The following is a 13,653-nucleotide window of genomic DNA, read 5'->3' on the forward strand; positions in this document are numbered from 1 at the left end:
CCATGACGAACCGCCATGAATACGAACGAATCCCCTATCTCGTTGCCTTCCAGAACAATTCCGGGGTACGCGACGTTTACGGCGGGCTGGCCGAGATCACCGTGCTGGAGAGCTACCTGCTCAAGCCGAAGGACCGGCCGTCGGACACCGTGCTGGTGTTCATGCACCCCATCGGCGGCGGCGCCTACTTGCCGATGACGGGCGCACTGGCCCGCGCCGGCCACCACGTCATCTACTGCAACAGCCGCTTCCGCGGCACCGACTCGGCCCTGCTGATGGAAAAGGTGGTCGAGGATCTCGGCGAGTGCATCAAGGACGCCAAGAAGCGCCTGGGCTACCAGAAGGTGGTGCTGGCCGGGTGGAGTGGCGGCGGTTCACTGTCGGTGTTCTACCAGCAGCAGGCGCAAAACCCGACCATCACGTCCAGCCCGACCGGCGACGGCCCCGACCTCACCAAACTCGACCTGCCCGCCGCCGACGGCATCATGCTGCTCGCCGCGCACATCAGCCGGCACGGCACGCTGACCGAATGGCTGGACGCGTCGATCCTCGACGAATCCGACCCCACCAAGCGCGACCCCGAGCTGGACCTGTACAACCCCGACAACCCCAATCAACCGCCCTACAGCCAAGAATTCCTGGACCGCTACCGGCAGGCCCAGATCGACCGCAACCGCCGCATCACCGCCTGGGTCAGGGACAAGCTGGCCGAATTGGCAGCCGCCGGGCGGCCTGATGACGAGTTCGGCTTCGTTGTGCACGGCACCATGGCCGACCCGCGCTGGCTGGATCCGGCCGTCGATCCCAACGAACGCGCCCCGGGCACCTGCTACCTGGGGGATCCTCAGGTGGTGAACATGAGCCCCGTCGGGCTGGCCCGGTTCTCCACCTTGCGCGGCTGGCTGTCGCAGTGGAGCTACGACGACGCCCGCGGTGACGCGGTAGCCTGCGGGCCCGACATCGCGATCCCGGCGCTGGTGATCGGTAACCTGGCGGACGACGCCTGCACGCCCAGCCATACCCGCCGGCTTTTCCAGGCGATCGGACACGATGACAAGGAGATGCACGAAATCCCCGGCGCCACACACTATTACGCGGGTCCCGACCAGCGCGACGCGCTGCGGGCCGCCGTCAACATCGTCACAGACTGGCTGGTGCGGCACGATTTCGCAAGCGATGGGTGAGCAGCCGCCGGCGACGATGCAGAGCGAAGCGATGAGGAGGAGCGGCGCATGACACCGGTGACACCGGCGGGACCGCTGGACGGCATTCGGGTGCTCGAGCTGGGCACACTGATCGCCGGCCCCTTCGCCGGCCGGTTGCTCGGAGACATGGGCGCCGACGTCATCAAGGTGGAACTGCCCAAAGCCCCGGACCCGCTGCGCACCTGGGGCCAAGCCGAACTCGACGGGCAGCACGTCTTCTGGACGGTGCACGCACGCAACAAAAGGGCGATCACCCTCGACCTGCGCCACCCCCGCGGGCGTGACCTGTTCTGCGACCTCGTCGAGAAATCCGACATCGTGGTGGAGAACTTCCGTCCGGGCACCCTGGAAAAGTGGGACCTGGGCTACGACGTACTCAGCGAACGCAATCCGGGCATCATCCTGGTCCGGGTATCCGGCTACGGGCAGACCGGACCCGACGCCACCAAAGCGGGCTACGCCTCGGTCGCCGAGGCGGCCAGCGGACTGCGACACCTCAACGGATTCCCGGGCGGCCCGCCGCCCCGACTGGCGCTCTCGCTCGGTGACAGCCTGGCCGGCATGTTCGGCGCCCAGGGCGCGCTGGCTGCGCTATATCGACGCAGCGTCACCGGGCGCGGCCAGGTGGTCGACGTCGCGCTGACCGAATCATGTTTGGCCGTTCAGGAGTCCACCATCCCCGACTATGACGCCGGCGGGGTGGTGCGCGGACCGTCGGGCACCCGGCTCGACGGCATCGCGCCCTCCAACATCTACCGCAGCGCCGACGGCTCGTGGGTGGTGATCGCCGCCAACCAGGACACCGTCTTCGCCCGGTTGTGCAAGGCGATGGGCCGACCGGAGCTGGCCACCGACGACCGGTTCGCCACACACGTGGCGCGCGGCCGCAACCAGGACGAACTCGACAACATCATCGGCGTTTGGGCGGCAGAGCGCCAGCCCGGTGACATCATCGAAACCCTGTCCGCCGCAGGGGTGATCGCCGGGCCGATCAACACGGTCGCCGAGGTCGTGAACGACCCGCAGCTGCGCGCCCGCGACATGCTGGTCGAGCACTACGACGAGCGGCTGAAGCGCAATGTGCTGGGGCCGGGCATCGTGCCGCTGCTCTCGGAATCGCCGGGCCGGCTACGCAACGCCGGCCCCGCGCACCCGGGCCAGCACAATGACGACGTCTACATCGGGTTGCTGGGCAAGACGGCCGAGGAACTCGAGAAGCTGCGCGCCGAGGAGGTGCTATGACACGCGTCGATTTTCCCATGAGGGTCGACATCCGTGAGGTGTCCCTGCGTGACGGCCTGCAGATCGAGTCGCCAATCCCGTTGTCGGCCAAGCTGGAACTGCTCGCCGCGGTGGCGGCGACCGGGGTCCGCGAGGTAGAGGTCACCGCGTTCGTCTCCCCGTCGAAGGTGCCGTCGATGGCCGATGCCGCCGAACTGGCCGCCCACTTGCACGACTACCCCGACATCGAGTTCTCGGCGCTGGTGGCCAGCCCCAACGGGGCCAAGCGGGCCGTCGCGGCGGGGCTGCGCTCCATCGAGTACGTGGTGGCGGCCGACGATGCGTTCAGCAGGGCCAACGTCGGGCGCACCAGCGCGCAGGCCACTGACCAGATCGACGAGATCGTCGCCGTCGCCCACGACGCCGACGTCACCGTCGAAGTGGTGGTCGCCACCGCCTGGGACTCACCGTTCGAAGGTCCCACCCCGCCCCAGCGGGTGCTCGAGATCGCGACGGCCGCCCGCGACCGCGGCGCCGACCGCCTGTCGATCGCCGACACCATCGGCACCACCACCCCGGGCCGCGTGAGTTCACTGATCGCGCAACTGCTTCCGGTGATCGGTGACCTGCCGCTGGGCGGACATTTCCACAACACCCGCGGCTCCGGGCTGGCCAGCGCCTACGCCGCGGTCAGCGCCGGGGTGACCCGGCTGGACGCCTCCGTCGGCGGTCTCGGCGGCTGCCCCTTCGCGCCGGGCGCCACCGGCAACATCGCCACCGAGGACCTGGTGTATCTGCTGCGCGACAGCGGCATCGACGTCGACGTCGATCTGCAGGCCGCGATCGCGGCAGCAACTGTCGCGAAGTCCGTTGTGGGCCACGAGCTGCCGAGCGCCCTGTTACGCGCCGGCGACCGACGGAGACATTAAGTGCGGGGGAACTGATGTCCGCCCCGGACGCCGGACGCGAGCTGACCGCCAAGGGCCGCCAGACCAGGCAGGCCATTGAGCAGGCGGCGCGAAAACTGTTCGCCGAACGAGGCTTTCACGGCACGACGCTGGCCGACATCACGTCGGCCGCGGGAAAATCGCCGGCGGTGTTCTACCGATACTTCGCCGACAAGGAAGACCTACTGGCGGCCCTCGCGGAATCGTTCCTGCACGAGGTGGTGACGCCGTCAGGTCTAAGCGTTCACCTGCCGGACTCCCCGGATGACGATGCCTTCTTCACCTCGGTGGTCACCGGCTACTGGAACATGTTCAAGCAGAACATCGGCATCATGATCGCCGTGGCCCAGCTGGCCGCCACCCAACAGCGGTTCGCCGCCGTGCAGAACGAATTCCGGCGGTTCGGAATGGATCTCGTGGCGGCTTCGGTGCGTCGCGCCCAGGAGCAGGGTTACGGCACCGAGCTGCACCCTCAGCACACCGCGGCGGCCATCGCGTTGCTGTTCGAGAACTTCACCACCGTGTTCGTCGGGCCCTCCGGGCCAGCAGGCCTCGGTGTGAACATCAGCGACGAAGATGCCATTGCGACCTTGTCGACGGTCTGGAAGAAAACCCTGTACGGCGGCGTAACCGGAGCGTAGGAGAAGACGTGGATTTCACCCTGCCAGAGCACCTTCCGGGCCTGCTCGCCGAGATGGATGAGTTCATCGAGGCCGAGATCAAGCCGCTGGAACGCGAGAACATGCAGTACTTCGACCAGCGCCGCGAGCATGCGCGCACCGACTGGGACAACGATGGGATCCCGACGCGCGAGTGGGAGGACCTGCTTGCCGAGATGCGCCGACGAGCCGACAAGGCCGGCTGGCTGCGCTACGGCCTACCGGCCGCACTGGGTGGGCGCGACGGCAGCAACGTCGACATGGCCGTCATACGGGAACACTTGGCGCACAAGGGCCTTGGCCTGCACAACGACCTACAGAATGAGTCGTCGATCGTCGGGAACTTCCCGCAGGTGATCATGATGGAGCGCTTCGGCACCCACGAGCAGCGCCGGGCATGGTCGGAAGCGCTGATTACCGGGGAACGTTCCATGGCGTTCGGGTTGACCGAACCGAAGCACGGTTCCGACGCCACCTGGATGGAGACGTACGCCGAACGCGACGGCGACAGCTGGGTGATCAACGGCTCCAAGCGGTTCAACACCGGCGTGCACCGCGCGACCCACGACCTGGTCTTCGCACGCACCTCCGGTGAACCCGGCGGCGCCCGCGGCATCACGGCGTTCCTGGTGCCGACCGATGCACCCGGGTTCAACGTTCCCTATTACTGGTGGACGTTCAACATGCCCACCGACCACGGCGAGGTGGAGCTGACCGATGTTCGAGTGCCGGCCGATGCGGTGCTCGGCGAGGTGGATCGTGGCCTGGAAGTTGCGCAAACCTTCCTGCACGAGAATCGAATTCGGCAAGCCGCCAGCAGCCTTGGCGCGGCGCAGTACTGCATCGATCGTGCCGCCGAATACGCCGGCACCCGGAGGGTTTTCGGCAAGCCGCTGTCGGTCAACCAGGCCGTCCAGTGGCCGTTGGCCGAGTTGGCGACCGAAGCGCAGATGGTGCGGCTGCTGGTGGCCTACGCCGCCTGGCATCTGGACCGCGACCACCACATGGAGGTCTCGGACAAGGTGTCCATGGCGAATTACCGCGCCAACCGGCTGGTGTGCGATGCCGCCGACCGCGCCATGCAGATCTTCGGCGGTCTCGGCTACAGCCGCCACGAGCCATTCGAACACATCTACCGCCACCACCGTCGCTACCGGATCACCGAGGGCGCCGAGGAAATCCAGATTCGCCGGGTGGCGCAGCGGCTGTTCAAATTCGGTAACAAGTGATGGACAGCGTCGAGTCGGCAGAACTGGGCGATAAGTTGGCCGCGCTGCTCACGTCGGCGCTCGGCGCCGACACCGGGATCGAGAACCTGCACGCGCTGACCGGTGGCGCCAGCAGAACCACCTGGGCGTTCGAGGCCGTCACCAATGCACGGCGACGTGCGCTGATCTTGCGCACCGGCCCACCCGACGATGTACATGCCGGCATGGAACTCGAAGCCAGGACGCAGGCCGCCGCGGCGGCCGCCGGCGCACCGGTCCCCCACGTGCTGATCGCTGATAATTCGCCTGCCACACTGGGCAATCCGTTTCTGATCTGCGACGAGATCAAGGGCGAGACGATCGTGCGGCGCATCCAGCGTCAGCTCGACGCCGTCGACGGACACGCGGCCCGCGCGCAATTGCTGCAGCAGTGCGCGCAAGCGGTGGCCGCCATTCACCGCGCCGAGACAGACGTTCCGGACCTGACCCATGAGGACCAACTCGCGCAATGGCGTCAACGCCTCGACGACATGGGCGACACCACCGCGACCTTCGAATGGGGATTCCGCTGGCTGGCCGCGCACCGTCCCCAACCGTCGCCGGTGGTGTTGGTGCACGGCGACTTTCGGATGGGCAACCTCATCGTCGACGGATCCAACCTTGCCGCGGTGCTGGACTGGGAGCTGGTGCACGTCGGGCAGGCGTACGAAGACCTGGCCTGGTTCTGCATCCGGGCCTGGCGATTCGGCGCCCCGGCCAGCCTCGGTGCCGGCGGCCTGGGCAGCATCGAAAGCTTCCTGCGAGCCTACGAGCAGGCCAGCGCGACCACCGTCGACCGAGTGGCGTTTCACTGGTGGCTGGTGCTGGCCACCTTGCGCTGGGGCGTCATCTGCCGCTTCCAGGCCGAACGGCATCTGAGCGGACAACACCGCTCGGTCGAGTTGGCCGCTATCGGCCGTCGCGTCTGTGAAACCGAATGGGACCTGCTCAACCTGCTCGAGGCGCCCGGTGATGATGTGCGCCGCGCGGCGACGCGAGGAGGAAGCGGGCGATCGGGGCCGCGCCGATGATAGGCGCATACGGCCGCCCGCTGGCCGCCGAACTCGTGGCCGCGGTCGCCGAATTCTTGGACAACGAGGTGCGCGGGGCGACCGAGGGACAGGTCAACTTCCACGCCCGGGTCGCGGCTAACGCATTGCGCATCGTCGAGCGCGAACTGCTCGACGAAAGCGACGCGGAAGCCCGCGCGGCGCTGGCAGGCGTGGGCTTCGCCGACGAGGAGCAGCTGGCCGCCGCGATACGGGCCGGCGAGATGGACGGGCGGACGGACGAGGTCACCGCCTGCCTGCGCACCCTGGTGCGACGCCGATTGGCCGTCGCCCACCCCGGATACGACAGCGAATAGCTCGAGGATCAGACAGGAGCCAGACATGCCCGCTCCCGGCACCGAACCGGTCATCGACGTGGCCAACCGCCTGTTCACGGCGATCGAGCGCAGCGATATCGCCGCGGTTGATGCGATGTGGAGCAACGACATCGCGGTGTGGCGTGTCGGCTCGCGACGCGACGACGACAAGACCCGCGCCATGCGGGTCATCGATTGGTTCATCGGCGCGACCACGCAGCGCCGCTACGAAATCCTGGACCGGCAACTCTTCGATGACGGATCCGCCCGGGGCTTCGTTCAGCAGCACATCCTGCACGCCACCGGGCATGCCGGGCAGTCGATCTCGCTGCGGGTCTGCATCGTGATCAGAGTGGGCACCGACGGCCTGATCGAGCGCATCGACGAATATTTCGACCCCGCCGGGATCGCGCCGTTGATGAACAACCGCTAGATTCGCCACGACACATTGGGGGTGACCATGACGACATTGGAGACACTGCTTCACGATCCTGACATGGCCGGCGTATGGAACCTGGCCCCGGATCGTTCGACCATCACTTTCAAGATCAGGAACATGTGGGGCCTGCTCAACGTCAAGGGCCGCTTCACCGACTTCACCGGCGACGGCCAACTGACCGGCACGGGAGCGGTTTTCGGTCGCGTCGACATCCGGGCCGCCTCGCTGGACACCGGCATCGGCCGCCGCGACAAACACCTGCGTTCGCCCGACTTCTTCGACGTCGACCGCTTCGCGGAGATCAGCGTCGTCGTCACGGCGGTGCACCCGACGAAAGGCAAGGCCGCCGACCTTCGCGCCAACATCACCATCAAAGGCGTCACCGCGGAGGTGCCGCTGCCCGTCACGATCTCCGAGCTCGAGGACGGCTCGATCCGAATCACCGGCGAAGCCAAGCTTGATCGGGGCCGGTTCGACCTGGGTTGGAACCGGCTCGGCATGATGAGCTCGTCGGTAACGGCCGCGGCGGACGTCATCTTCGTGCGGGTATCGCAATAAGGATTTCTGCGGGCGCCCCGCTAAACCCGGTGCGACACCAGTAGCATCTGCACCGTGTCCGACTCCACCGTCGCCCTGCGGATCCTCGTCTACAGCAGCAACGTCCAAACCCGCGAACGGGTGATGCGGGCGCTGGGCAAGCAGCTCCATCCCGATCTGCCCGAGTTGAGCTATGTCGAGGTGGCGACCGGGCCCATGGTGGTGGCGACGATGGACAAGGGCGGCATCGACTTGGCCATCCTGGACGGTGAGGCCACCCCGACCGGCGGCATGGGAATCGCAAAGCAGCTCAAAGACGAACTCGAGACGTGCCCACCCCTGGTCGTACTGACCGGGCGGCCCGACGACGCGTGGTTGGCTTCCTGGTCGCGCGCCGAGGGCGCCGTCCCGCATCCCATCGACCCCATCCTGCTGGGGCGCACCGTGCTCAATCTGCTGCGAGCCCCGGTTCGCTGACTCCATCCGGGCCACACCTTTGCCGCGGCTTTGTTTCCCGGGCCCGTCGAATGCGGCAGTCCTGACACTTTGGCATCCGCCGCTGAGGTGACCGAGGGCCGTCGCGGCGTTGCTGATGACGGGCCTATCCGCCCTGGCAACCCGCTGATCTTCAGCGCCACAGCGAGCCGCGCAGCCGCAGCTTTGCTGGTGCTCCCCTAACCGCGGGCGCGATGGATCGCGTTGGCGGCGAGCCCTTGGTTTCACCGGCTATCGAGTTTGCGCAGCCCAGCGCGACATGGCGCCGCCGATACTGCAAAACGCCCACCCCGGGCAAGCGCGCCGCACACCGCGACGCTATGTTGTAAATCACTGTGACGGGCGTGCGACCCGGTTCGTCACAGCAGCCCGGTTACCGCCTGGCCGCTGCAGGCGGCTCGTACGACGGATCATGGAGCGAGTTGAACGTCTACATACCCATCCTGGTGCTAGGTGCCATTGCCGCTGCCTTCGCCGTGGGCTCGGTGGCCATCGCGAGCCTGGCCGGGCCGTCACGGTTCAACAAGTCGAAGATGGCGGCCTACGAGTGTGGAATCGAACCCACCGAGACATCGGTGAGCGGCCCGCGTGCGACGGCCGGGCAGCGCTTTCCGGTGAAGTATTACCTAACAGCAATGCTTTTTATCGTCTTCGACATCGAAATCGTGTTCTTGTATCCGTGGGCGGTCAGCTACGACGCGCTGGGCACGTTCGCTCTGGTCGAGATGGTGGTGTTCATGCTGACGGTTTTCGTGGCCTACGCCTATGTGTGGCGCCGCGGCGGCCTGACGTGGGATTGAGGTAAGACGTGGGTCTTGAGGAACAGCTACCCGGTGGGATTCTGCTGTCAACAGTCGAGAAGGTCGCGGGCTACGTCCGCAAGAACTCGCTGTGGCCGGCGACGTTCGGGTTGGCCTGCTGCGCCATCGAGATGATGGCAACCGCCGGGCCAAGATTCGACATCGCGCGCTTCGGCATGGAGCGCTTCTCGGCAACCCCCCGGCAGGCCGATCTGATGATCGTCGCCGGGCGGGTCAGCCAGAAGATGGCTCCGGTGTTGCGACAGATCTATGACCAGATGGCCGAACCGAAATGGGTGCTGGCCATGGGGGTATGCGCGTCATCCGGCGGAATGTTCAACAACTACGCGGTGGTGCAGGGCGTCGATCACGTGGTTCCCGTGGACATCTACCTGCCCGGCTGCCCACCACGGCCGGAGATGCTGCTGTACGCAATCCTGAAGCTGCACGAGAAGATTCAGGAGATGCCGCTGGGCGTCAACCGGGAAACCGCCATCGCCGAAGCCGAGCAGGCGGCGCTGTCGGCCCGGCCCACGATCGAGATGCGCGGACTGCTGCGATGAGTTCACCGGACCAAGACCCCAAAGAAGCATTGAGCCGCGCCGACGAGGAAGTAATCGACGTGCGCCGCGGCATGTTCGGCGCCAAGGGCTCCGGCGACACGTCCGGTTACGGACGGCTGGTGCGCGAAGTCCTGCTTCCGGGCAGCAGCCCGCGGCCCTACGGCGGTTATTTCGACGAGGTGGTCGACCGCCTCGCCGCGGTTTTGAACAAGGACAACGTCGAATTCACCGACGCCATCGAGAAAGTCGTGGTGTACCGAGACGAACTGACCCTGCACGTCCGCCGTGACGCGCTGGAGCAGGTCGCTCATCGGCTGCGTGACGACCCGCAGCTGCGCTTCGAAATGTGCCTGGGCGTCAGCGGGGTGCACTACCCCCACGAGACGGACCGCGAACTGCACGCGGTGTACCCGTTGCAGTCGATCACGCACAATCGCCGCGTCCGGCTGGAAGTGTCTGCGCCCGACGGTGATCCACATATCCCCTCGCTGTTCCGGATTTATCCGACCACCGACTGGCACGAGCGGGAGACCTACGACTTCTTCGGCATCATTTTCGACGGGCACCCGTCGCTGACCCGCATCGAAATGCCCGACGACTGGCACGGGCATCCCCAGCGCAAGGACTATCCCCTCGGCGGGATCCCCGTCGAATACAAAGGCGCACAGATACCCCCGCCCGACGAGCGGAGAGCGTACAACTGATGAGCACCACCACTGAATCGACGCACGACGGCGCCGGCGAGACCTTCGTGGTCGCCGGCGGCCAGGACTGGGACAAGGTCGTCGAAGCCGCCCGCGGCGCAGACCCCGGCGAACGCATCATCGTCAACATGGGGCCCCAGCATCCGTCCACGCACGGGGTGCTGCGGCTGATCCTGGAGATCGAGGGCGAGACGGTCACCGACGCCCGTTGCGGCATCGGGTATTTGCACACCGGCATCGAAAAGAATCTCGAATACCGCTACTGGACCCAGGGTGTCACGTTCGTGACCCGGATGGACTACCTCGCACCGTTTTTCAACGAGACGGCGTACTGCCTGGGCGTTGAGAAGCTGCTCGGCATCACCGATCAGATACCGGAGCGGGTCAACGTCATCCGGGTGATGATGATGGAGCTCAACCGGATTTCGTCGCATCTGGTGGCCTTGGCCACCGGTGGCATGGAACTGGGCGCCATGACCCCGATGTTCGTCGGGTTCCGGGGACGCGAGATCGTGCTGACCCTGTTCGAATCCATCACCGGCTTGCGGATGAACAGCGCCTACGTTCGCCCTGGGGGTGTGGCGCAGGACTTACCACCCAACGTGGAGACCGAGATCGTCGAAGGTCTCAAGGGACTCAGGCAAGTGCTGCGCGAAATGAGCGGTCTGCTCAACGAGAACGCCATCTGGAAGGCCCGCACCTGCGACGTCGGTTACCTGGATCTGACCGGGTGCATCGCATTGGGCATCACCGGACCCATCCTGCGTGCCACCGGGTTGCCCCACGATCTGCGCAAGAGCGAACCATACTGCGGATACGAAAACTACGAATTCGACGTGATCACCGAAGACACGTGTGATGCTTACGGGCGCTACATGATTCGCGTCAACGAGATGTGGGAGTCGATCAAGATCGTCGAGCAGTGTCTGGACAAGCTGAAGCCGGGGCCGATCATGGTTGAGGACCGCAAGATCGCCTGGCCGGCCGACTTGAAGGTGGGCCCCGACGGCATGGGTAACTCCCCGGAACACATCGCCAAGATCATGGGCGGCTCGATGGAAGCGTTGATTCACCACTTCAAACTGGTCACCGAGGGCATCCGGGTTCCGGCCGGCCAGGTTTACACCGCGGTCGAATCGCCGCGCGGTGAGCTGGGCGTGCACATGGTCAGCGACGGCGGTACCCGCCCCTACCGGGTGCACTATCGAGACCCCTCATTCACCAACCTGCAGGCTGTGGCGGCGATGTGCGAAGGCGGAATGGTCGCCGACCTGATCACCGCGGTCGCCAGCATCGACCCGGTCATGGGCGGGGTGGACCGGTGACCGGGCCGCAGGGACAGCCGGTCTTCATCCGGCTCGGCCCTCCACCCGACGAGCCCAACGCTTTCGTCGTCGAGGGCGCGCCCACGACGTATCCACCCGAGGTGCGGGCCCGGCTGGAGGTCGACGCCAAAGAGATCGTCGGCCGCTACCCCAACAAGCGCTCGGCGCTGTTGCCGCTGCTGCATTTGGTGCAAGCGCAGGATTCCTACCTGACACCGGCGGGGCTGGAGTTCTGCGGTGAGCAGCTGGGACTCAGCGGGGCCGAGGTGTCCGCGGTGGCGAGCTTCTACACCATGTATCGCCGCGGTCCCACCGGCGACTATCTGGTGGGTGTCTGCACAAACACGTTGTGCGCCATCATGGGTGGCGATGCCATCTTCGACGCCCTGCAGGAGCATCTGGGCGTCGGCAACGACGAGACCACCGAAGACGGGTCGGTCACCCTGCAACACATCGAATGCAACGCCGCCTGCGATTACGCACCGGTGGTGATGGTCAACTGGGAGTTCTTCGACAACCAGACGCCCGAGTCGGCGCGCGAACTCGTCGACTCGCTGCGTTCCGGCGAGCCCCAGCCACCCACTCGCGGCGCCCCGCTGTGCGTCTTCCGCGACACGTCGCGCATCCTGGCCGGCCTGCCCGACGAGCGTCCCGACCAGGGGCAGGGTGGCGCCGGCGCCGCCACCCTGGCCGGCCTGAAGGTAGCCAGGGAACACGGCATGCAGGCGCCCAGCGCGCCGGAAGGCCAGTAATGACAACAACTTCTGACACCTCACAGGCGACGCCGCTGACTCCGGTGATCAGCCGATTCTGGGACGATCCCGAGTCCTGGACCCTCGACACCTATCACCGCCACGGCGGCTACGAGGCGATGAAGAAGGCGCTGGCGATGGAGCCCGACGAAGTGATCGGGATGGTGAAGGACTCCGGCCTGCGCGGTCGCGGTGGTGCGGGCTTCTCGACCGGGACGAAGTGGTCGTTCATCCCGCAGGGCGACACCGGCGCGGCCGCCAAACCGCATTACCTGGTGGTCAACGCCGACGAGTCGGAACCCGGGACATGCAAAGACATTCCGCTGATGCTGGCGACACCGCACGTCCTCGTCGAGGGCGTCATCATCGCCGCATACGCAATCCGGGCCAGCCACGCGTTCATCTACGTGCGCGGGGAGGTGCTGCCGGTCCTGCGCCGCCTGCAGAATGCGGTGGCCGAGGCCTACGCCGCCGGCTACCTGGGCCGCGACATCAACGGCTCGGGCTTCGACCTCGAGCTCGTGGTACACGCCGGTGCCGGCGCCTACATCTGCGGTGAAGAAACCGCGCTGCTCGATTCGCTGGAAGGCCGCCGCGGTCAACCGCGATTGCGCCCGCCCTTCCCCGCCGTGTCCGGGCTGTACGGCTGCCCCACGGTGATCAACAACGTCGAGACCATCGCGAGCGTGCCGTCGATCATCGGCAACGGCGTGGACTGGTTCCGCTCGATGGGCAGCGAGAAATCCCCGGGCTTCACGCTGTATTCGCTGTCCGGCCACGTCGCCCGCCCGGGCCAGTACGAGGCCCCGCTGGGAATAACGTTGCGGGAGTTGCTCGCCTACGCCGGCGGCGTGCGCGCCGGGCACCGACTCAAGTTCTGGACACCCGGCGGCTCGTCGACCCCGCTGCTGACCGACGAGCATCTCGACGTGCCGCTGGACTACGAGGGCGTCGGCGGCGTCGGCTCGATGCTGGGCACCAAGGCATTGGAGATCTTCGACGAGACCACCTGCGTCGTGCGTGCCGTGCGGCGCTGGACGTACTTCTACAAGCACGAGTCCTGCGGAAAATGCACGCCGTGCCGCGAGGGCACTTTCTGGCTGGACCAGATCTACGAGCGGCTGGAAACAGGTAAGGGCACCGGCGAGGACATTGAGAAACTGCTGGACATCTCCGACACCATCCTCGGAAAGTCGTTCTGCGCCTTGGGCGATGGTGCCGCCAGCCCGGTGATGTCATCGATCAAGTTCTTCCGCGACGAGTACATCGCGCACGTCGAGGGCGGTGGATGTCCCTTCGATCCACGAGACTCCATGCTGAGCGCGAACGGAAAGGCTTGACGCCCCCATGACCGCGCCGGTGACGATGCAGAGCGAAGCGATGAGGAGGAGCG

16 protein-coding genes are annotated in these 13,653 nt (G+C 66.3%); all 16 read left to right on the forward strand.

Annotated elements, in window-relative coordinates; genetic code table 11:
- The first annotated feature begins 2 nt into the window (after positions 1 to 2).
- The 16 genes from A5782_RS21350 (at position 3) to nuoF (ending at position 13,600) form a co-directional block, all read left to right on the forward strand.
- Positions 3 to 1,184 (forward strand): S9 family peptidase, encoded by a 1,182-nt coding sequence (locus A5782_RS21350; protein ID WP_067104087.1) that lies wholly within the window; start codon positions 3 to 5, stop codon positions 1,182 to 1,184.
- Positions 1,185 to 1,232: 48 nt separating this feature from the next.
- Positions 1,233 to 2,447, forward strand: coding sequence for a CaiB/BaiF CoA-transferase family protein (locus tag A5782_RS21355; RefSeq protein WP_067104088.1), 1,215 nt, complete (start codon positions 1,233 to 1,235; stop codon positions 2,445 to 2,447).
- Entirely contained in the window at positions 2,444 to 3,355 is a 912-nt protein-coding gene (locus A5782_RS21360) for a hydroxymethylglutaryl-CoA lyase (protein ID WP_067104089.1), read from the forward strand. Before A5782_RS21355 ends, A5782_RS21360 begins: the two co-directional genes overlap by 4 nt.
- 14 nt (positions 3,356 to 3,369) lie before the next feature.
- The gene (locus tag A5782_RS21365) at positions 3,370 to 4,014 is read left to right on the forward strand and encodes a TetR/AcrR family transcriptional regulator (RefSeq protein ID WP_067104090.1); all 645 of its coding nucleotides are present in this window, start codon (positions 3,370 to 3,372) and stop codon (positions 4,012 to 4,014) included.
- A gap of 8 nt (positions 4,015 to 4,022) precedes the next feature.
- A complete protein-coding gene (locus A5782_RS21370) occupies positions 4,023 to 5,261 on the forward strand; it encodes an acyl-CoA dehydrogenase family protein (RefSeq protein WP_067104091.1) in 1,239 nt (412 codons plus the stop codon).
- A complete protein-coding gene (locus A5782_RS21375; RefSeq protein WP_067104092.1) occupies positions 5,261 to 6,310 on the forward strand; it encodes a phosphotransferase family protein in 1,050 nt (349 codons plus the stop codon). The genes A5782_RS21370 and A5782_RS21375 overlap by 1 nt, the downstream gene beginning before the upstream one ends.
- Entirely contained in the window at positions 6,307 to 6,645 is a 339-nt protein-coding gene (locus tag A5782_RS21380) for a DUF6285 domain-containing protein (protein WP_067104093.1), read from the forward strand. The genes A5782_RS21375 and A5782_RS21380 overlap by 4 nt, the downstream gene beginning before the upstream one ends.
- A 25-nt stretch (positions 6,646 to 6,670) precedes the next feature.
- Positions 6,671 to 7,078, forward strand: a complete 408-nt coding sequence (locus tag A5782_RS21385) for a nuclear transport factor 2 family protein (protein WP_067104094.1) — start codon at positions 6,671 to 6,673, stop codon at positions 7,076 to 7,078.
- A 27-nt stretch (positions 7,079 to 7,105) separates the two neighbouring features.
- Positions 7,106 to 7,642, forward strand: coding sequence for a YceI family protein (locus tag A5782_RS21390; protein ID WP_067104160.1), 537 nt, complete (start codon positions 7,106 to 7,108; stop codon positions 7,640 to 7,642).
- Between the two features lie 54 nt (positions 7,643 to 7,696).
- Entirely contained in the window at positions 7,697 to 8,098 is a 402-nt protein-coding gene (locus tag A5782_RS21395; RefSeq protein ID WP_067104095.1) for a hypothetical protein, read from the forward strand.
- Positions 8,099 to 8,538: 440 nt separating this feature from the next.
- Complete coding sequence (locus A5782_RS21400; RefSeq protein ID WP_067104161.1) at positions 8,539 to 8,916, forward strand: NADH-quinone oxidoreductase subunit A; 378 nt, start codon at positions 8,539 to 8,541, stop codon at positions 8,914 to 8,916.
- Positions 8,917 to 8,924: 8 nt separating this feature from the next.
- A complete protein-coding gene (locus A5782_RS21405; RefSeq protein WP_007772881.1) occupies positions 8,925 to 9,479 on the forward strand; it encodes an NADH-quinone oxidoreductase subunit B family protein in 555 nt (184 codons plus the stop codon).
- A complete protein-coding gene (locus tag A5782_RS21410; protein WP_067104096.1) occupies positions 9,476 to 10,183 on the forward strand; it encodes an NADH-quinone oxidoreductase subunit C in 708 nt (235 codons plus the stop codon). Before A5782_RS21405 ends, A5782_RS21410 begins: the two co-directional genes overlap by 4 nt.
- A complete protein-coding gene (gene nuoD / locus A5782_RS21415) occupies positions 10,183 to 11,508 on the forward strand; it encodes an NADH dehydrogenase (quinone) subunit D (protein ID WP_067104097.1) in 1,326 nt (441 codons plus the stop codon). Before A5782_RS21410 ends, nuoD begins: the two co-directional genes overlap by 1 nt.
- Positions 11,505 to 12,260, forward strand: coding sequence for an NADH-quinone oxidoreductase subunit NuoE (gene nuoE, locus A5782_RS21420; protein WP_067104098.1), 756 nt, complete (start codon positions 11,505 to 11,507; stop codon positions 12,258 to 12,260). The genes nuoD and nuoE overlap by 4 nt, the downstream gene beginning before the upstream one ends.
- Positions 12,260 to 13,600, forward strand: a complete 1,341-nt coding sequence (nuoF, locus tag A5782_RS21425; RefSeq protein WP_067104099.1) for an NADH-quinone oxidoreductase subunit NuoF — start codon at positions 12,260 to 12,262, stop codon at positions 13,598 to 13,600. Before nuoE ends, nuoF begins: the two co-directional genes overlap by 1 nt.
- Positions 13,601 to 13,653: the final 53 nt, after the last annotated feature.

Source organism: Mycobacterium sp. 852002-40037_SCH5390672, from assembly GCF_001665875.1.
Taxonomy (GTDB): Bacteria; Actinomycetota; Actinomycetes; order Mycobacteriales; family Mycobacteriaceae; genus Mycobacterium.